Origin of the sequence: Bartonella sp. AP150HLJHH (assembly GCF_042196385.1) — a bacterium.
In the GTDB taxonomy this organism is placed as follows: domain Bacteria; phylum Pseudomonadota; class Alphaproteobacteria; order Rhizobiales; family Rhizobiaceae; genus Bartonella.
In genome coordinates this window covers 118,917-138,951 of the sequence record NZ_JBHIQC010000001.1, presented here as the reverse complement: position 1 = coordinate 138,951, position 20,035 = coordinate 118,917, and the positions used below count along the sequence as shown (strand labels likewise).

Genomic DNA, 20,035 nt, shown 5'->3' with positions numbered 1-20,035 from the left:
ACTTTCTATTTCTTTTCTTTATCACCTTGATGACGCCTTGCTAATGTACATAAACGTAGGGCATTTAATTTAATAAAACCAGTTGCATCTCTTTGATCATAAACACCTTGATCATCCTCGAAAGTTACCAACTCACTGGAATAAAGTGATTTTTTACTTTGGCGCCCTTCAATAATTACATTCCCCTTATAAAGCTTTAACGTGACTTCACCTTCAACATGTTCTTGAGATAAATCAATCGCTGCCTGCAACATCTTACGTTCCGGCGAAAACCAAAATCCATAATAAATGAGTTCTGCATAACGTGGCATCAATTCATCTTTCAAATGCGCTGCGCCACGATCTAACGTTAAAGATTCTATAGCTCTGTGAGCCGTCAAAAGAATGGTTCCACCTGGTGTTTCATAAATACCCCGCGATTTCATACCCACAAAGCGATTTTCTACCAAATCTAACCGACCAATACCATTATCGCGCCCATAATGATTTAACTCTGCAAGTAAAGTTGCAGGTGATAAATTTTTTCCATTGATTGAAACAGCATCGCCTTTTTTAAAGCCAAGAGTAATTCTGGTTGCTTGATCTGGAGCATCTTCCGGCGAAAGAGTACGCATATGGACATATTCAGGAGCAGGAAGTGCTGGATCTTCCAAAATCTTTCCTTCTGATGAAGAATGCAATAAATTTGCATCCACTGAAAAAGGCGCTTCACCTTGCTTATCCTTTTCTACAGGAATTTGATGAATACGAGCAAATTCAAAGAGATCTGTCCGACTCTTAAAATCCCAATCACGCCATGGAGCAATAATCTTTATATCAGGATTAAGCGCATAAGCGGAAAGCTCAAAGCGTACCTGATCATTGCCTTTTCCTGTTGCTCCATGAGCAATGGCATCTGCCCCTGTTTCCTCAGCAATTTCAATAAGGCGTTTTGAAATAAGTGGACGTGCAATTGATGTTCCTAAAAGATAAGTCCCCTCATAAACGGTATTGGCTCGAAACATCGGAAACACAAAATCACGCACAAATTCTTCGCGCAAATCTTCAATGTAGATCTCTTTAACACCTAGCATTTCAGCTTTACGACGAGCAAGTTCTAGCTCTTCTCCCTGCCCCAAATCTGCTGTAAAAGTTACAACTTCAACACCTAGCGCACTTTGTAACCATTTGAGAATAATTGACGTATCCAATCCACCTGAATAAGCCAAAACAACTTTTCTAATATTTTGCCACTTTTTCATTTTAACGTTCTATATGAGCTACTTTTTTATTTCTACCCAAAAATCAAAACGATGCAAGAAATATAAAAATAAATTCTTTTTAAGCAACATTAAAAAGACGCAAAAAGCGTAAATAAAGGCGCCTCAAAGTATAAATAGTGAACACTGCTTAAAAATAAAAGGAGATTTACGTGTCATTTCTACCGGAGTGGTCTATTGTTGTACAATTTGCTTTAGCATCGTTGATTTTAGCACTTATTCCAGGACCAGATATGATGCTTTCTGTAGGGCGAACCATTACACAAAGCAAAAAAGCTGGAATTATGTGCGCCTTGGGTAGTGCAACAGGGTTTGCCATTCAGGTTACCGCTGTAGCACTTGGCTTATCAGCGCTTATTTTTGCTGCACCACATACTTTTGTTCTTCTGAAAATTGTTGGCGCCTTTTATCTTTTATGGTTTTCCTTTCAAGCTTTACGGAGAAACCCCACTTTTTCCTTTGAACAGACATCTTCTAAATCTCAAAGCGCTAAACGTAACTATCTTGCTGGTATTGGAATTAATCTTCTCAATCCTAAAGTTATACTCTTTAACGCGACATTCTTACCACAATTTATCAATGCGAATGATCCTATGGCAACACAAAAATTGCTCTTTTTAGGACTCTCTTATATTCCTATTTCTTTCCCCATTACAATTGCAATCGTTTTTACAGCGCATAAACTTACCAAAACTCTCAAAAAGAACCCTCTTTATATTCGCTTTCTCGACTGGCTTATTGCTGGTACTTTTACCAGCTTTGCCCTCCATCTCCTTGTGGTTACAAAACATTGATTTATACGTGTAATGTATCGCTTTTAATTTAAATAAAAAAAACAAATATTATAAGATTTTTTCATTTCAAACCTGTTTGTTTTGGATAAAACAATACCTTTCCTTTGTACATCACAAGAGAAGCTGGAGTTTTCGTATGGATAAAAACTATCTAAGAAAAGAATAAAAACACCTCTTATAAACCATCTCAAGTACTAAAAGCTGTTACAACATTGGGAGCTGAAAAATAGAATGGTGGTACCAATTTACACCTTTATTAAACATAAAGGTGTAGGAGTACAATACATTCACAGAAGCTTTTTGTTATACTCCTCACAAGCATTATCGTGATATGAAGAGTGTACTAAGAGATACTTAAAAAACATATCAATGGATAACTCAATGGTATTTATATTTTAGATCCTCTGTTTTGCTTGTGATGCGTGATCTTATTTAAGAAAATAATAAACAAAAGCATGAGGCAGTGCACAATCTCCACTTCTTAAAAGATATTACCGTAGATGCTTTTAAAAGACATAAAACCGAATTAACGAGTATGATAATAAGGTAGAAATTAGTTATAATCCTTAAGACCTCATATTCCCTCTAAATTAGGTTTCCTTCTTATTTCAGAGATTATGTAAACAGACTATAGACAATCTCTTACCCCATTTAGCATATAAACGCTGAAACTGTTCGTCTAGCACTTATCCATCTTAATCTCTGTCTCACATATGCCATCGCATGAAGTTTGGATATTAAATTACAAACAAAAAAGTATAGGCCTCGATATCGCTGAAAATTGCGTTACCTAATGACCAATGGCATTTTCAAGTCGTAAACGTTCAGATTTACGTAAGCGCTCTGAAGCTGATTTAAGCTGTCCACATGCAGCTAAAATATCGCGTCCACGCGGTATCCGAATAGGAGAAGCATAGCCCGCTTGATTAACGACATCAGCAAAAAGCTCGATTTGCTCCCAATCAGAACATTGATAATTACTCCCTGGCCACGGATTAAAAGGGATTAAATTAATCTTAGCAGGAATCCCTTTCAATAACTGAATCAATCGCTTAGCATCATCTAAACTATCATTGATATCTTTCAGCATAACATATTCAAATGTGATTCGTTTTGCATTGGAAAGACCAGGATAATTACGGCAAGCCTCCATTAGTAAAGCAAGCGGATATTTTTTATTAATGGGAACAAGCATATCCCTTAGTGTATCGTGTACTGCGTGGAGTGAAATTGCTAACATAACACCAATTTCTTCTCCAGTTCGGATAATTCCAGGAACAACTCCACTAGTTGAAAGCGTAATTCGACGTTTTGATAAAGAAAGTCCATCGCCATCAGAGGCAATCAATAAAGCTTTTTTAACAGCTTCAAAATTATAAAGAGGTTCTCCCATTCCCATCATAACAATATTGGTAATTTTTCGTCCTTCAATGGGAACAATTGCTCCATCAGGGGTATTCTTATCAGGAAAATCACCCAAACAATCACGTGCAACCAATAATTGTGCCAAAATTTCTTCTGCGGTCAGATTACGAACAAGCGTCTGCGTTCCCGTATGGCAAAAAGAGCAGGTTAACGTACACCCTACTTGCGATGAAAGACATAAAGTACCACGTCCTTCTTCAGGGATATAAACCGTTTCAATTTCAACAGGCCTTCCAGCTCCACGTGCAGGAAAACGTAAGAGCCATTTACGCGTACCATCTTTTGATATTTGTTCTCCAACAATTTCTGGGCGCGCAATGGAGAAATGACACTTAAGTGTTTCTTGCATTGCTTTAGAAATATTCAGCATCTCATCAAAATTTGAAACACCACGCACATAAAGCCAATGCCAAAGCTGACGCACACGCATACGCGTTTGATGCTCTGGTACACCAACTGTCTTTAAAGCTTGCATCATTTCATCTTGCGACAAACCAATTAAAGAGAGCTTAGAACTCTCCTTCACGACCACATTATCTGTTTTTCGTGCAAAACATGAACCAACTGGTCTAAGGTCATAAGAAATGGCCATTGCTTTCCAATTCACATCACTATTTTAGAGTTATCGAAACCTTAATGGCACTTTTGAGCTGCATTTAATGCAGCAGTGACCCCTTTTAAGGAATAAGTATAAGTGGTATGCGTTCCTCGTTTTGATATCGCTTGCACTGTCATATTGCTTCCAGCACGCATAGCAGAAACAAGCTGCTTTTCTAGCTCTGATGACGCCAGCCAAGCTGAGGAATCTTTCGTGAAAAAATCAAAGTCCTTACCTCCAATGGTCACTGTCACTCTCGACCCTTCTTGAAGGGTATAACCAGCCATAAACTGCGGTTCAAACGAAATAGGTGAATGAGAACGCTTGGTAACCAAGAAAAAATTATCACCATGATTAACTGTCGTTGGAAGAGCCTTCAAAGGTACCGATAACACATAGCAAATCGTATTTTTGGGCGATTTATAAGAATAGGCTCCCCACGCTTCAAATTGATTTAAACGGCTTGGCGTTTGTGCATATGCCACTCCCGCTGTAACAAGAACCATTACAGATGCAGCAATAACAGTCTTTTCAAACATCTTCATTTAGCTCACTTCTTTAGTCTCTAACAAGATTTTCTTCATTGGAAAAATTCAACAAAAACCCCTCGATATTCATGTGTTATTGTCCTAATTCCTTCAATAAGCGAAATATTTTCACACTAATCAAAATAGATTTCTACGTTTCATTGTGACCTTTTAATCGTTACCAAAACATAAACTTCTTATTCAATAACCACATTAAAAAATAATATCTTCATTTTACGCTACTTATTTCGTTTTTGTATAAAAAACGATTTCTTTAAGCTATAGAACTTCAAAACGAGATGAAAATATACCATCACTCTGTTAAGAAATAAACCATACTCTTTATATCACAAGCAATCTGATGCAAAATTTTGAAAATACACCCCAGACTCCCCGCAAAAAAGCTTAATCGCCTTACGAATATCACTTCTCGACTTTATGCATTCAATACATTTATGTTCGCAGAATACTCCATCTTTTAACTCATTATAGTGCATTCATATTTCGCATTCAATATCGTCCCGATAACACTTTTTCTCAATCTTCAAAAGACCTTGTAAAAATAATAAAATATTATCAAGATATTAATAATAAAACATAGAGAATTTAGATTCTATCTCAATAATCACATACAATTTTGTTTCTTTTTATCTTATTTCCCTATATATTTCATCTCCAATTATTAATTTCTAAAATGATTTTAGTAGCTTATAATAGCTTAATCGTATTATTTTAATGTATTAGACGATATTTTTCTTTCTGTTATAAAAAACTTCTTAAGAATTCTTTGGGAAAGTCTCCTTATCTTATTTCTAAGTAATTTATAAAAAGAAATATAAAACTTTTTTCTATAGCAGTTCTAACATTACCGTTTTTTAAACAATATTTTAATCAATTAAAGACACTTAAATAAATCTTCCTATGCATAAAAACTCTTTCACCTAACCTAAAGGTATAATTTTCATTCTTACCGTACAAAATTGTTCTTTAGCATGAGCTCTATACAACAGCAGACATCTAAATCATACCTATAAAATAGTTGATCTCTCCACTTGTGAAGAAGAAAGCTGGCACCATAACACTATTTTCCAGCTCCCAATGTTTTGCTACAACTCTCGATACTTGAGACGATTCATAGGAAGCATTTTTACCCCTTTCTTGTACAGTTTTTATCCACACGCTAATTTCGTTTACAACGTGCAAGGAAATGGTTTTGATTGATTCAACATAAACAAGTTTGGAATGAGAGAATTTTACAATATTCGGATCTCTCATCTAACATGCGAAATAGTGAATTATATTTAAAATCAATATCTTGCTATACTGAAGATACAATATATCTCTTATTTCTTCTTGAGCATTAAAATATTATCCCTAAACACTCAAACTCAACTTACAAAAAAATTCAATGCACAAATAAACTTTTCTGTTGATTTCTTTCCCGCTTTCAAAGGACGAAGATTCTTAATCCAATCTGGACTGAAAAAGTTTGGATTCTTGTCGAGCGATCTCCTCTTTTCTTCCCACTCATGTGATTCACTTAACTAAAGGCTCTACAGACAAGTCCTGTTTAAAAATATTTACCACGCACTCTAAAAGCACTTAATATATTAAGAAGACTTACAGAATTTATCTCACCATATCTCAAATGATAGTGTTTTTACAGTATAATAGGATAAAAGAATCCACGAACATAATAATTAGATGCTTTAATATACGAGAACAAGAAAGGAAAAGCCCTTCGTTTTTGTTGGTTGCTCTTTAAAAAGAAGGTTCAATTAGAAGTAATTTTCTTAAATCTCATGACATAACCTTTTGTTATTAGTCTTAAGATGCAAGTTATATTATTTCCTACGCTCTGTAGTGCATACCTCGCAATTTATACGCTCATAATAACTTTTAAGCTGCATTTGATTCTGAAGTTTGAATCAATAAAGCATAAAGCGCATTGGCATTATGCGTACTGCGCAACTTTTGTACAACATCAGTGTGACGCAAAACACGTGCGATCTGTGATAAAGCTTTTAAGTGATCTGCACCAGCATTTTCAGGTGCTAAAAGGAGAAAAACGAGATCTATAGGTTCATCGTCAAGAGCTTCAAAATCAACAGGACTTTCAAGACGTGCAAATATACCAATGATCCGATTAATATCAGGTAATTTTCCATGAGGAATCGCAATACCTCCACCCAAACCCGTTGAACCAAGCTTCTCGCGTTGTAAAACAACATCAAAAATCACATGCTCACTAAGACCTGTTAGCTTAGAAGCTTTTTCGGCTAAAATTTGCAGAACCTGTTTTTTCGAATTAGCCTTAAGAGCCGGAATGATCGCTTCCGGTGCTATTAACTCACTCAAATTCATACTTTAATTTTCCTCTTACACGCTAAAATGCTCATCAATAAACCTATAAACGCTATAGATACTTAATGTTCTTTCACTTTTCGCAACATCGCATGTGTTTTTACTTTTCAATTTATAATAGGTGATGGCTCAATACATCTCATATCACTTCTAAAACAATAATAAATAGTATTCGGATCATCATTAACGGCATGAGAAACCAAAGAAATGAAGTTGTTCATAAAGTTAATTTCCTTACGACTCTAGAAAAGGCCATTATTCATAAATTTATTAAACTTGTCATAAGAGTTTGATGTATAATCCGCCATCAAAGTTTTTCTTTCTTTAAAAATGAGCCCTTAAATTAAGATGAAAAGCATACTGAGCAAAATGGACCTTTACTTTGAAAATTACTGTATAGCTTGAACATCGACTTATAACAAGAATATAAAGATTTTTAGAAATTTAATGATTATTTTAAAAGATTTATAGATTTAGCCTGATATCTGTAGCCAAGCTCCTGTTTTCAAATAGGCGATATAAACCAATAAAATACGACAACTCCTATTGAATAACCGCAATATATAAACCGGTGCTCCCATCAAAATACCTAAAACAGCATCATCGATATATTTTTTGATTCGACAGAGAAAAATATGATAAATATCTCTTACCTTTCAATAACACACGCATTTATTGAGAGCTTCGTTTATCACTCATTATCACGTTAATCTAGTGATATCTTTTCTATGATACAATTATGAGTAAGCTAAACTTATAAAACAACAAACTAACCTCTAATGATGAAGCCTTTTTCACCACTCAATAACAACATTAAGGTTATAGTCATAAAAGAAGTTTTGGCATAAATAAGGAAATTTTCAGTAATAATGTTTGGTTAAACTTAAATGGAAACTCGTGAAAGCTGTAAAATCAAAGAGAAAACTGATTTCCCAAATAAATTCTGCGTACATCAACGTTGTTGATAATATCGTTAGGACAACCGTGAACTAACACCCGCCCTGTATGAATAATATAAGCGCGATCGACAAGCCCTAATGTCTCACGCACATTATGATCCGTTATTAAAACACCAATGCCACGCCTCGTTAAATGACGAATAAGTTGTTGAATATCGAAAATAGCGATAGGATCAATTCCTGCAAATGGTTCATCAAGTAACATAAAATGGGGACGAGAAGCTAAAGCGCGCGCAATTTCAAGTCGCCGACGTTCACCTCCAGATAACGAAAGTGCAGACATTTTACGTAAATGATCAATTTTAAATTCATGTAAAAGGCTATCTAACTCTTCACGTTGTTTAAGGCGATCTTTTTCAACGACCTCTAAAACAGCTTTAATGTTATTTTCTACTGAAAGACCACGAAAAATAGACGCTTCCTGTGGAAGATATCCAATACCTAGACGCGCACGTCGGTACATCGGAAGATGCGTAATATCAAATCCATCAATTTTAATCGAGCCTCCATCAGATTTTATAAGCCCTGTCACCATATAAAAACAAGTTGTTTTACCTGCCCCATTGGGTCCTAAAATGCCAACGGCTTCTCCCGTACGAATGCCAAAAGAAACACCATTAACAGTTCGTCTTCCTCGATAAACTTTAATCAAATTACTGGCAATCAAGGTCCCTTTTAAGGGATTTTTTGAAGCTTCACTTTCAAGATTATACCTATCGGTCTGTTTTTTTCTTTTGATTCCAAACATGAAATCTTAATGGCCATTCTTTTGATTTTGTTTTAAAATAATAGAAACACGACCTTTTTTCTTAGGCGTCTCACAACCTTCTAAAAAAGCCTTTCCGCTTTCCATATTTGCCGTTAGTTTGCACCCCGTTGCCACATTGTCACCATCAGTTAACACAACATGATTCCCTGTCAAACTCATCATTTTTGACTTTCCATCAAAAACGCCTTTATCACCCGTAGCAACTTGCGTAGCAATTTTTATATAAACTTTTCCTAAAGCTTCCATTTTTTGTATACTCGACGAACCAAATAAAGAAACAGATGATGCCTTTGTATCTTCCTTGTTTTTATCAATTTCTTTATATGCTTTATCGTAGTAAACAACTAATTCTGCCGTTTTTAAAAGACGTTCACCTTGTACCACTGAAACATCACCCTTAAAAAGCGCTATCCCTTCTTTATCACGTATTTCCAAAGAATCTGCATGAAGTTCTACCGGTTCTTTGTCGCTTGATAGACTTATTCCAAAATGAGCCACTTCAGCATATCCTAAAACTGCTCCTTCTCCTAACATTCCCATGCTAAAAGCTAACATCACACCTATCCATCTTTTGTACGATTTCATTATTTCAATTCTTCTGTTTGTATATACACATACTTCTCTTTATAAATATCCTTTAAAGATTTGTATTGATATTGCGTTATTGCTTTTGAAGCACTAAATGCACACCACCATGGAAATATATGTTTTTTCCTTTTTCTCGAATTTGTAAGGCGTTTGCGGCAAGATTCAAACCGGCTTGCTGAATATTAACACGTTGATCTGTTTTTAACTGTCCCTCGGATAAGTTAATACTAGCTGACATAAATTGTACCATCATCCCATCATTCGTCGTAATCGTGAATGGCTTATCCAACTGTAAAAAACCATTAATGTTATCGTAAACCCCCCCTTGTGCGACGAGAAAAACCTGTCGTTGTTGGCCCATAAATGCTCTAGCTGTAATGTTTTGCAACCCAATCATTCCAGCGTGGGTATGATCTTGAAATGCCTTTTCTGCTTTAAGCCAATAAGGTTCATGAGCACGCGTATACCCTTCTAATTTTGGATTGAGCATCGTCAAATTCATCACACCACTTTCTCCATTATTCAAAGGCATAGAATCAGAAGTAACGGGAACCAAGAAAAACGTAAACCAGCAAAAAACCAGCGCTGAAATCAACGCTAAGAGAGGTAAAAAAATTTTTAATATGCTAATGCGACGCGAATGACGGGATGCTTTTTTTAAAACATCTCCAAAAGATGATTGCGTTGAAAAGGCTTTATAATGATTGTGTACGGACATACTCTCCTGATCTCTTAAATCCTCCGCATTTTTAATCTGTATACCCTTTATAGAAGGTATTTTCAAATTTTGTTTCTTGCAATTTGTTTTTTCTTGATTTTATTTTGCTTTTATCCGTTTATATATTGTAATATGCATGGAGTGCACAATTACAAAATTTTTTTGTGTGAAAGTGAGGCTATTGTGGTAAAATCAGAGCTTGTACAAATTATCGCTCGTCATAACCCGCATCTTTTTCAACGGGATGTGGAGAATATTGTAAACGCTATTTTTGAGGAAATTGCAACAGCACTTGCAAATGGCAATCGCGTTGAACTTCGTGGATTTGGAGCTTTTTCTGTAAAAAGCCGTTCAGCCCGTAATGGACGTAACCCACGAACAGGTGAAGCCGTTTCTGTTGAAGAAAAGTGGATTCCTTTTTTTAAAACTGGCAAGGATTTACGCGACCGTCTTAATCAGTGAGAAACTTATGATAATTAAACGTATTCTTCTAACAAGTATCGGTGTGATTCTCGCAGCGGTTTTGATTGTTTTTATCGTGGCTAATCGTCAAATGGTTCCGTTAACCCTTGATCCTTTTCGAGCAAATCCTGAAAGTTTTACTTATCATGCTCCCCTCTTTATATGGCTCTTTATTTTCTTTGGTTTTGGTATTTTATTAGGAAATCTGATCAGTTGGTTTTCCTATCACAAATACAAAAAAGCTCTCAAAAAAAGTAAAGCCGAGATTGAAAAATTGAAAACATCTATCACAAATCTGGTGTAATGGTATTTAAATGAAATCTTTTCTCTCTGTATTCTATATTCAGTACAGAGTTAAAAGTGCTCTTTTTCTTTTTTATACATGTTTTAATTGACTTTAGCTTTTTTGCACTTTTACGAAACATTTAAGAGCTTTATAATATATTTTTATACCTCATATACCGTGATACAAAACATGCCCGCACAATGCTTTCAATTCTCCCATAACAATAGATATCCGCAGGAAAAGCTGCCCCTTATTTTAGAAACGGGTATAAGCGAAAACTATGCTCTCATTGATTCTGGTCATGGACAAAAATTAGAACGTTATGGAGCTTACCGCATTATTCGACCAGAAGGTCAAGCACTATGGAAACCCGCTTTACCACAAAAACAATGGGCTGATGTTGATGCTATTTTCACAGGAAACCTTGATGAAGAAGGGGTTGGGCGTTGGCATTTTCCTAAAAAGCCACTTGATGAAACATGGGCTCTTGCTTGGAATGGATTGTCTTTTCTAGGCCGTTTTACTTCCTTTCGTCATGTGGGGGTTTTTCCTGAACAAGATGCCCATTGGCGCTCTATGGAAGAACAAATTGTTAAAGCCGAACGCCCTATAAAATTGTTGAATCTTTTTGGCTATACAGGTATTGCCTCTTTGATTGGAGCACGAGCGGGTGCGAATGTTACCCATGTTGATGCTTCTAAAAAAGCCATTGCGTGGGCAAAAGCTAATCAAGAAAGAGCAGGATTACCAGATCATTCTATTCGCTGGATTTGCGATGATGCTATGAAATTTGTCGAGCGTGAACTGCGTCGTAAGAAAAGCTATGATATGATTCTTCTTGATCCCCCTGCTTATGGGCGTGGACCCCATGGTGAAATTTGGCAACTGTTTGATCATTTACCCGCCATGATCACAAATTGTCGTAAACTTCTCTCTGATAAACCGCTCTCTGTTGTCCTTACAGCTTATTCTATTCGTGCTTCCTTCTTTGCACTTCATGCTTTAATGCGTGATGCATTTGTAAATCTTGGTGGTACGGTCGAATCAGGAGAACTTATTTTGCGTGAAGAAGTTGCAGGACGTGCTCTTTCTACTTCTCTTTTTAGCCGTTGGATTGCTTGAATATGTGTAGACCCAAAACTGGTAGAGTGAAAGAAATTACCTCTCTTAGCAACCCCATCATAAAAAATCTTAAAGCACTTAGCCAAAAGAAAAACCGTAATAGAGAAGGTCTTTTCATGGCAGAAGGATTGAAATTGGTCATTGATGCTCTCAATCTTGGCTGGACAATACAGACGCTTATTTTTTCTAAAAGTGAAATCGGTAATGCTACTATCGAAAATACTGCCGCACGTGCTGTAGCCAACGGTGGTTTTGTTATTAAAGCCTCACAAAAGGTTATGGAATCACTTACCCGACGCGATAATCCACAAACAGTTATTGGTATTTTCAAGCAAAAATGGCACTCTTTTGAAATGATAAAAGGGCAGATTAAAGATGTTTACATCGCGCTTGATCGTGTACGTGATCCTGGAAACCTTGGTACCATTATTCGAACCGCTGATGCTGTAGGTGCTAAAGGTGTTATTTTAATTGGCGAGACAACAGACCCTTTCTCGCCTGAAACAGTCCGTGCAACCATGGGATCTATTTTTTCTGTACCACTTTATCGTTTTGATGAAAACGGCTTTTTAAACTGGTCTTCTCACTTTAAAGGTATGATTGTTGGAACACACCTCAAAGGTTCTCTGGATTATCGCACACTTGACTTCAAAAATGGCCCTATTATCCTTTTAATGGGGAATGAAAAACAGGGATTATCAGATCTTCTTACAAATCGGTGTGATAAACTTACGCGTATTCCACAAAGCGGACGAGCAGACTCGCTTAATCTAGCTGTAGCAACAGCTGTTATGCTTTATGAAATCCGTCGCCCCTATTTAATACTGGAACCATGTGAGGAAAAACATGATTCGTAAATCACTCCCTTTTCTTCTCTTGGGCTTGGCTTTTACAGTAGTACTTGATCAAGCTGTCAAATACTGGGTTATGCACAATATGCCTTTAGGAACAGAAATTTCGCTTATTCCTTTTCTTTCCCTTTATCATGTGCGCAATTCTGGCATTGCATTTTCGTTTTTTTCTTCCTTTTCTCAGTGGGGAATCATCGCCATCACGATCATTGTGATTATCTTTCTTCTATGGTTATGGAAAAATACTGAATATAATAAGTCTTTAATGCGCTTTGGCCTTATTCTTATTATTGGGGGAGCCATCGGCAATCTCATTGATCGTATTCGCTTTCATCATGTCACTGATTATATACTTTTTCATATTGATGATATTTTTTATTTTGCTATTTTCAACCTTGCAGATAGTTTTATCACTCTCGGTGTTATTGCCATCCTTATTGAAGAATTGCGTACTTGGATGAAAGCAAGGCGTCATTCCAATAGTACATCTTCTCATTGATATGTTCAGTACCTTAGAAAACAGAGATTATTGACCATCACAAGTCTGATTACGCATTGATTTCTCTTAATCAATTCTTGTTGCTCGTCATTTCACGAGTTTCTCTTCATGGGACTATAAGATCTTACTTTCTTTTCAACTTTACATTTCTACACTTAGTTAGTGCAAAAGAAATGAACTCAAATAGAATCAATATTTTTTATCCATGTGTCCTACATCACAATTTTTGAGGAGACATTTCACAGCATTTGAAGTTCTGTTTATTTGATTAGAACAATTGCTTTTCGTATGTTTTTTAGTTTTTACAGATATCGATTTTACAGAGCCTTTCTTAAGTGCTTCGTTTAAAAACTCTCCTTTTTTATTTTATATATTGTTTAATAAAAAACATTTTTTCAACTATTTTCAATAGTGTCTTGTTAAAGCAACATATTGATTATAAATATAAATTACCGTTTTTCATATTGAATAAAAGCCCTTACTATCCTAAATCTCTTTTATTTGGAATCTGTTCATGTTGAATCCATTAAAACCATGTCTCTTGCAAGACACAAGCAAGTCAATAATCTTGATTGATTTAATATGAACAGATTTTCAACCAGAGAATCTTGCGATATTCGGAGTATCATTTAGCATTCAAAAAGACAATTTATCATTATACATCGATATATTATATAAAAATCCAATTCAATAGCTCTTATAACCGTGCAAAACAGATGCAATATTAGAGGTTGAAAATAGTGTGATGATACTTGCCGCTCTTCTCATAAACGCAAAAATAGTGAATATTTTATAAGGGATTGTATTACATAGTTTTTGTGAAAATAGAAAATTTTTTAAGTGTAGTCTTTTTATCTTGCAAAAATATGGCAAAAAATGGAAATATTTTTTATTAAAATGAACTATTTCCTTACCAATTTGTAAGGTTCCTTCTTCATATAAATCTCTTGTAATTTTTAAATAAATCTCCATAATAAGAGCATATATGCTGGAATTCTGTCAGTGATTCTTAAGGGTTTTTGTATTTGCCCAATTAAGGCTTATACCAAGCTTATCTGTGTAATGACAGAGACACCTTTAAAGCCCTATATCTGACAGAACATATGCTAAAGGATTTTATATTATGGCTAATTTTAAAGATTTACGTTCGGCACCTGCTTCTCATGCCGATGCATCAATTGATCAGGGATTACGCGACTATATGTTGGGTGTCTACAATGCAATGGCCATTGGTTTGCTTATTACAGCTGCTGCCGCTTATGCAATTGTATCATTAGCAACGACAACAGATATGAGCCAAGCAGCAGCTCAAATCAATAGCAGTGTTTATCTAACACCATTTGGAGTAACATTTTATACATCGCCATTCTCTTATATTGTTATGTTTGCACCACTCATAGCAGTCTTATTTCTCAGTTTTAAAATTAATACATTGAGCACAAATGCTGCTCGTAGTCTCTTTTTTGGTTATGCTGCTCTGGTTGGTCTTTCACTGTCTTCAATCGTTTTGCGCTATACGACAGAAAGTGTTGTGCAAACCTTTGTCATTTCCGCCGCAACTTTTGGAGCTCTTTCACTTTATGGATACACAACAAAGCGTGATCTCACAGCAATCGGTTCATTCTTATTCATTGGATTGATCGGCTTGTTGCTTTCCATGATTGTGAACATTTTTCTTGGATCAAGCGCTTTGCAGTTTGCTATCTCTGTGATTGGTGTTTTTATCTTTGCTGGTTTAACAGCCTACGATACCCAGAGCATTAAGTTGATGTATTATGAAGGAGATGAAAGCGATACCAGAGGACGTAAAGTTATTATGGGCGCGCTGAATCTTTATCTTGATTTCATCAATATGTTTGTCTTCTTGCTACAGTTTCTTGGCTCAAACCGTGATTGATTGCAAAAATCATTACTTAATTAAAGAACCTTGTTTCTAAAAGAAACAAGGTTCTTTTGTTTTTAGTGTAAATCTTTACCCTCTGCTTCTTAGAAACTATTCTTTTCGCAAAATGACAAAAATCCCTTATAAGCAAAAATTCCCTTGGTTTACCGGTTTTATCCAACAAAAACTCCATAACTCCTTTTTAAATACAATTCACAGCCGCTCTCATCATCAATCAAACATCGTCAATCAAAATAGTAATTATGATCTGACCGTTGCTTCCTATAATGTGCATAAATGTGTAGGTGTTGATAAAGTTTTTAATCCTACAAGAATTGTCCGTGTTATTACTGAATTACAAGTTGATATCCTTGCTCTTCAAGAAGCAGATAAACGTTTTGGGGAACGCATCGGTTTGATTAATCTTCAGCTATTAAAAGCTGAAACCGGTTTGATTCCTGTACCTCTTAATACTATGTCACCTCATGGCCATGGTTGGCATGGGAATGCTCTTTTTTTGCGAAAGGGATATGTACGTGATACTTTACAAGTCACTCTTCCTAGTATTGAACCACGTGGGGCTGTAATTGTAGAGTTGGAAATGGCAGCAGGCCCTATTCGTATTATTGCGGCTCATTTTGGCTTATTACGTTACTCTCGTAAACAACAAACAAAAATGCTCCTTGAAATTTTCCAAAAACGCCCCCTTATGCCTACACTCCTCATAGGAGATTTTAATGAATGGCGAATGGGAAAAGGCTCATCTTTAAATCATTTTTCTCCCTATTTTGATAGCACTTTTGAAGTTGTACCAAGCTTTCCCTCTCGTTTTCCTTTGTTAGCCCTTGATAGAGTTTTTTCTTTTCCCCACCAATTGGTAACAAGTATTGAAAATCATTATTCACCACTTGCACGCATTGCTTCAGATCATTTGCCTATCAAAGCCTATCTTAATCTTTCCAACGCAATCAATATTCTTAAAAATAAATAAAAAAATTAATGTGCCTCATCCCAATTTTGAGCCGTCATAACTTTTACTTCAAGCGGTACAGATAAAGATAGAACCGGTATTGTAGCATTTTCCATAACATTTTTAACAACAGTCATGGTTTTTTTACTTTCTTCTTCTGGTACTTCAAAAATCAGTTCATCATGAACTTGCAGCAACATTTTTGCTGATAGTTTTTCTGCTTTTAAAGCATCTTCCATATGTATCATAGCGCGGCGAATAATATCGGCCGCAGAACCTTGAATTGGAGCATTGATAGCTGCCCGCTCATTAAGAGAACGAATTTTTACATTCTTTGCTTTTATTTCTGGATAATGGATACGACGTCCAAAAATTGTTTCTACATAACCATTTTCACGTGCAAAGATTTTGGTCTTCTCCATATAATCTTTAATTCCTGGAAATCTTTCAAAATACAGTTGAATATAACGACCCGCTTCTTGGCGTGAAATTCCCAATTGATTGGCTAATCCAAAAGCTGAAATACCATAAATAATACCAAAATTAATCGCTTTTGCACGCCGTCGTATATCTGAATGCATTCCTTCTATCGCAACACCAAACATTTGTGATGCCGTTATAGCGTGAATATCATGCCCTTTAGCAAAAGCTTCTTTTAATGCTTTTATATCCGCAATATGTGCAAGAATGCGCAACTCAATCTGACTATAATCAGCAGAAAGTAACACATGTCCTTTGGGAGCAATAAAAGCTGTTCGAATTTTACGTCCTTCAGCAGTTCGCACTGGAATATTTTGCAAATTTGGCTCTGATGATGATAACCGACCTGTTGATGTTATTGCCAAAGAATAATTCGTGTGAACTCGCCCTGTTTTTGAAAAAATATAAGAAGGCAAGGCATCTGTATAGGTAGATTTTAGCTTTGAAAGTTGACGCCACTCAATAATTTTACGCGGTAAAATATGACCTTCAGCAGCCAACTCTTCTAAGGTCTGTGCAGAAGTTGACCATTGTCCACCCTTTGTTTTAGCGCCTCCAGGCAATCCCATTTTGCCAAAAAGGATATCCCCTAATTGCTTTGGCGAAGCAAGATTAAACTTTTCATCAGCTTGTTTGTAAATTTCCTCTTCTAGAATCAAAGCAGCTTGTGCCAACTCTCCTGAAAGACGCAATAAAATCTGCCGATCAATAAGAATCCCCCGTTCTTCCATTATTGCAAGAACTTCTACAAGAGGTCTATCAAGACGCTCATAAATTTTTGTCATTCCACGAGCAACAAGTTGCGGTTTCAATACTTGCCAAAGACGTAGCTTTATATCAGCATCTTCCGCCGCATAAAGGGTTGCTTGTTTTAAATCTACTTGTGCAAAAGAAGTAATTTTTTTCCCGTTATGCGTTAAATCTTTATAGGCAATTGGTTTATGCTCAAGCCAACGTTCAGACAAATCATCCATATTATGGGTTAACATTCCAGCATCAAAAGCATATGATAAAAGCATGGTGTCGTCAAAAGAGCTTATCATAATGTCGTATTGCTTCATCACCAACCAATCATATTTTATATTATGACCAATTTTTAACACCGCTGAATCTTCTAATATCGGTTTTAAAAGTGCTAAAGCTTTTCGAGCCCCAATCTGTGAAGCAATGCGCCCGCCCCTCAAAAGGTCCTCTTCTCCTTCATCAAAATGTTCAAGAGGTATATAAGCTGCTTTTTCCGGCTGTAATGCGAGTGAAAAACCAACAAGCTTTGCTTGCATCGGATCAAGAGATGTTGTTTTAGTATCAAAAGCGAAAAAACCCTGCTCTTGTGCTTGTGATAACCAGTCTTTTAAAATTTCCTCATCAAGAATTGTTGTATAAGCATCTCTTGTAATTTTTTGAGTCAGCGCTTGATCTTTACGTTCTTGTGCAAAAACTTGTGGAGAATTTTCAGAAAAATTATGAAGGGATGCGCGCTCAGTATTCTTGATATCAGAATCATGCCTGATATCAGAATCATTCCTGGGGCTTAGTTTTTCCCATTCAACATTTATATCAAGTGCGTCAATAACAGCTGCATCGCATGTTGTTGCCTCTGCCACGCGACGCGTTAATGTTGAAAACTCCATCGCTTTCAAAAAAGCAATTAAACGTGGACCATCTTGTGGCTCCAAAATAAAATCATCTAAATCATTATCTATAGGAACATCTGTTTTAAGCCTGACAAGTTCACGAGATATTTTAACTTGTTCTCTATAAGCTTGAATGTTTTCACGTCGTTTTGTTTGTTTAATTTCTGTTACGTTTTGCAATAGAAGATCAAGAGAACCAAATTCATTTAACAACTGAGCTGCAGTTTTTGGACCAATGCCTGGAATACCCGGTACATTATCCGTTGAATCTCCAATTAATGCTTGTAAATCAATCATTTTTTCAGGCGCAACACCCCATTTTTCTATAACTTCTGAGATACCTATATGCTTATCTTTCATTCCATCATACAAAGATACATGCGTATTTACGAGTTGCATAAGATCCTTATCGGAAGAAATAATGGTTGTTTTTGCCCCAACCTTTGTTGCCAACTTTGCATAGGTAGCAATTAAATCATCCGCTTCAAAGCCTTCCTTTTCAATACAAGGCAAATTAAAAGCCTTCGTTGCTTGGCGTATTAGCGCGAATTGAGGAATTAGATCTTCAGGAGGTTCAACGCGATTCGCTTTATATTCAGAATAAATTTGTTTCCGAAAAGTATCAGATGAATAATCAAAAATAACAGCAAAATGTGTTGGAACAACACCCGTAGCTGTATTACGAGCATCACAAAGTAATTTCCATAACATATTGCAAAAACCAGCTACTGCTCCTACAGGAAGTCCATCCTTTTTACGTTTTAAAGGCGGCAAAGCATAATAAGCACGAAAAATATAGCCTGATCCGTCAACCAAAAAAAGATGATCTGTTGCTTTCATGACAATTTTTTCTCCATTTCAGCTAAAAAAACAAATTACCCTTATATATTTTTTCACTTTGCCTCTAAAAAGCCATTTTTTCTCTTCATAAGACGTGAAGTCGTTGCACTTTATATTAAGTACCTAGAGCTTTTCTTTGCTGTTACAGGATTAATAGCTTTCATTTTGCTCCTCCTATGATAGCTGAGGTACGATGTAGCGACAGGGTCGTTGTGGTGTTCCCCTCCCCACAACGACCGTTTTTTTTGACATCGATATTCTTTAATTTCAATCGTGACTCTTTTAGATAAAAGATGATGTTATTCATGAATTTTGAAGTTATTCCACAGAGCTTTTTCACCCATTTTGTAGATAAAATCAGCGTGTAACTTTTTTTCTTGCATACTCAATCTTGAAGGTAAAGCCTGCGGGCGAATTTTAACGGCATAAGATGTATCTTTATCGTTCTGGATATGTTCATCAATACCCCTTCTGTTATCAAAACCCAATACACCTTGCTTTCCACCGATGAGCTCAATATAAACATCGGCTAGAATCTCTGCATCAAGCAAAGCACCATGAAGAACACGATGGCTGTTATCAATTCCAAAACGTTTGCATAAAATATCAAGAGAATTAGGGCCCATAGGAAATTTACGCCGCGCCATAGCCAATGTATCAAGAATATTATCAACACTGATAAGCGGTTTGTTGACGCGTTTTAATTCTGCATTAATAAAACCAATATCAAAACTCGCATTATGCGCAATCATTGTCGCGTCTTTGATAAATTCCAAAAATTCATCAACAATATCACTAAAACTTTTCTCGTTTTTCAAGCGTTCATTGGTTAATCCGTGAATTGCTACAACTTCATCAGGAATAATAACGCCTTCAGGGTTTAAATAAACATGAAATTGGCGTCCTGTGAGATAACGATCAACCATTTCTACACAACCAATTTCGATTATGCGATCTTTCTCTTTATCTAAACCTGTTGTTTCTGTATCAAAAATAATTTCACGCATA

Annotated in this window: 17 protein-coding genes; 8 read left to right on the top strand and 9 right to left on the bottom strand. The window is 36.0% G+C overall.

Translation table 11 applies throughout. The annotated features are described in order from the left end of the window. Positions 1-5: 5 nt before the first annotated feature. Complete coding sequence (locus ACFING_RS00585; RefSeq protein ID WP_375629140.1) at positions 6-1,241, bottom strand: argininosuccinate synthase; 1,236 nt, start codon at positions 1,239-1,241, stop codon at positions 6-8. A gap of 170 nt (positions 1,242-1,411) precedes the next feature. Here ACFING_RS00585 and ACFING_RS00580 point away from each other — a divergent pair, with 170 nt between their 5' ends. After that, a complete protein-coding gene (locus ACFING_RS00580) occupies positions 1,412-2,053 on the top strand; it encodes a LysE family translocator (RefSeq protein WP_375612781.1) in 642 nt (213 codons plus the stop codon). A gap of 790 nt (positions 2,054-2,843) precedes the next feature. Here ACFING_RS00580 and rlmN read toward each other — a convergent pair. From rlmN to lptC, 6 genes are all read right to left on the bottom strand, one after another. After that, entirely contained in the window at positions 2,844-4,070 is a 1,227-nt protein-coding gene (gene rlmN / locus ACFING_RS00575; RefSeq protein WP_375629137.1) for a 23S rRNA (adenine(2503)-C(2))-methyltransferase RlmN, read from the bottom strand. Between the two features lie 41 nt (positions 4,071-4,111). Then, positions 4,112-4,615 carry an invasion associated locus B family protein gene (locus ACFING_RS00570; protein ID WP_375611465.1) on the bottom strand — a complete coding sequence of 168 codons (504 nt, stop codon included), beginning with the start codon at positions 4,613-4,615 and terminating at the stop codon, positions 4,112-4,114. A gap of 1,887 nt (positions 4,616-6,502) precedes the next feature. After that, a complete protein-coding gene (gene ptsN, locus ACFING_RS00565) occupies positions 6,503-6,967 on the bottom strand; it encodes a PTS IIA-like nitrogen regulatory protein PtsN (RefSeq protein ID WP_375611353.1) in 465 nt (154 codons plus the stop codon). Positions 6,968-7,879: 912 nt separating this feature from the next. Further along, positions 7,880-8,674, bottom strand: coding sequence for an LPS export ABC transporter ATP-binding protein (gene lptB, locus ACFING_RS00560; RefSeq protein ID WP_012754448.1), 795 nt, complete (start codon positions 8,672-8,674; stop codon positions 7,880-7,882). Between the two features lie 6 nt (positions 8,675-8,680). Beyond that, complete coding sequence (locus ACFING_RS00555) at positions 8,681-9,280, bottom strand: LptA/OstA family protein (RefSeq protein ID WP_375612778.1); 600 nt, start codon at positions 9,278-9,280, stop codon at positions 8,681-8,683. 76 nt (positions 9,281-9,356) lie between these two features. Next, on the bottom strand, positions 9,357-10,001 hold the full coding sequence (lptC, locus tag ACFING_RS00550; RefSeq protein WP_375611351.1) for an LPS export ABC transporter periplasmic protein LptC: 645 nt from the start codon (positions 9,999-10,001) through the stop codon (positions 9,357-9,359). A 183-nt stretch (positions 10,002-10,184) separates the two neighbouring features. Between lptC and ihfB the strand changes: the two genes are divergently transcribed. The 7 genes from ihfB (at position 10,185) to ACFING_RS00515 (ending at position 16,094) form a co-directional block, all read left to right on the top strand. Beyond that, positions 10,185-10,463 carry an integration host factor subunit beta gene (ihfB, locus tag ACFING_RS00545; RefSeq protein WP_273790186.1) on the top strand — a complete coding sequence of 93 codons (279 nt, stop codon included), beginning with the start codon at positions 10,185-10,187 and terminating at the stop codon, positions 10,461-10,463. Positions 10,464-10,470: 7 nt separating this feature from the next. Further along, a complete protein-coding gene (locus ACFING_RS00540) occupies positions 10,471-10,767 on the top strand; it encodes a lipopolysaccharide assembly protein LapA domain-containing protein (protein ID WP_273790185.1) in 297 nt (98 codons plus the stop codon). A gap of 171 nt (positions 10,768-10,938) precedes the next feature. Then, on the top strand, positions 10,939-11,871 hold the full coding sequence (locus tag ACFING_RS00535) for a class I SAM-dependent methyltransferase (RefSeq protein WP_375620886.1): 933 nt from the start codon (positions 10,939-10,941) through the stop codon (positions 11,869-11,871). 2 nt (positions 11,872-11,873) lie between these two features. Further along, positions 11,874-12,728, top strand: coding sequence for a TrmH family RNA methyltransferase (locus ACFING_RS00530; RefSeq protein ID WP_375611349.1), 855 nt, complete (start codon positions 11,874-11,876; stop codon positions 12,726-12,728). Beyond that, complete coding sequence (lspA, locus tag ACFING_RS00525; protein WP_375611348.1) at positions 12,718-13,221, top strand: signal peptidase II; 504 nt, start codon at positions 12,718-12,720, stop codon at positions 13,219-13,221. The genes ACFING_RS00530 and lspA overlap by 11 nt, the downstream gene beginning before the upstream one ends. Positions 13,222-14,344: 1,123 nt before the next feature. Then, on the top strand, positions 14,345-15,118 hold the full coding sequence (locus ACFING_RS00520; RefSeq protein WP_375611347.1) for a Bax inhibitor-1/YccA family protein: 774 nt from the start codon (positions 14,345-14,347) through the stop codon (positions 15,116-15,118). A gap of 112 nt (positions 15,119-15,230) precedes the next feature. After that, positions 15,231-16,094 carry an endonuclease/exonuclease/phosphatase family protein gene (locus ACFING_RS00515; protein ID WP_375629134.1) on the top strand — a complete coding sequence of 288 codons (864 nt, stop codon included), beginning with the start codon at positions 15,231-15,233 and terminating at the stop codon, positions 16,092-16,094. A 5-nt stretch (positions 16,095-16,099) separates the two neighbouring features. Here the strand turns inward: ACFING_RS00515 and polA are convergent, their stop codons facing one another. Then, the gene (gene polA, locus ACFING_RS00510) at positions 16,100-19,027 is read right to left on the bottom strand and encodes a DNA polymerase I (protein ID WP_375629131.1); all 2,928 of its coding nucleotides are present in this window, start codon (positions 19,025-19,027) and stop codon (positions 16,100-16,102) included. A 299-nt stretch (positions 19,028-19,326) separates the two neighbouring features. Continuing rightward, complete coding sequence (dnaQ, locus tag ACFING_RS00505; protein WP_375629128.1) at positions 19,327-20,034, bottom strand: DNA polymerase III subunit epsilon; 708 nt, start codon at positions 20,032-20,034, stop codon at positions 19,327-19,329. Between the last annotated feature and the right edge of the window lies 1 nt (position 20,035).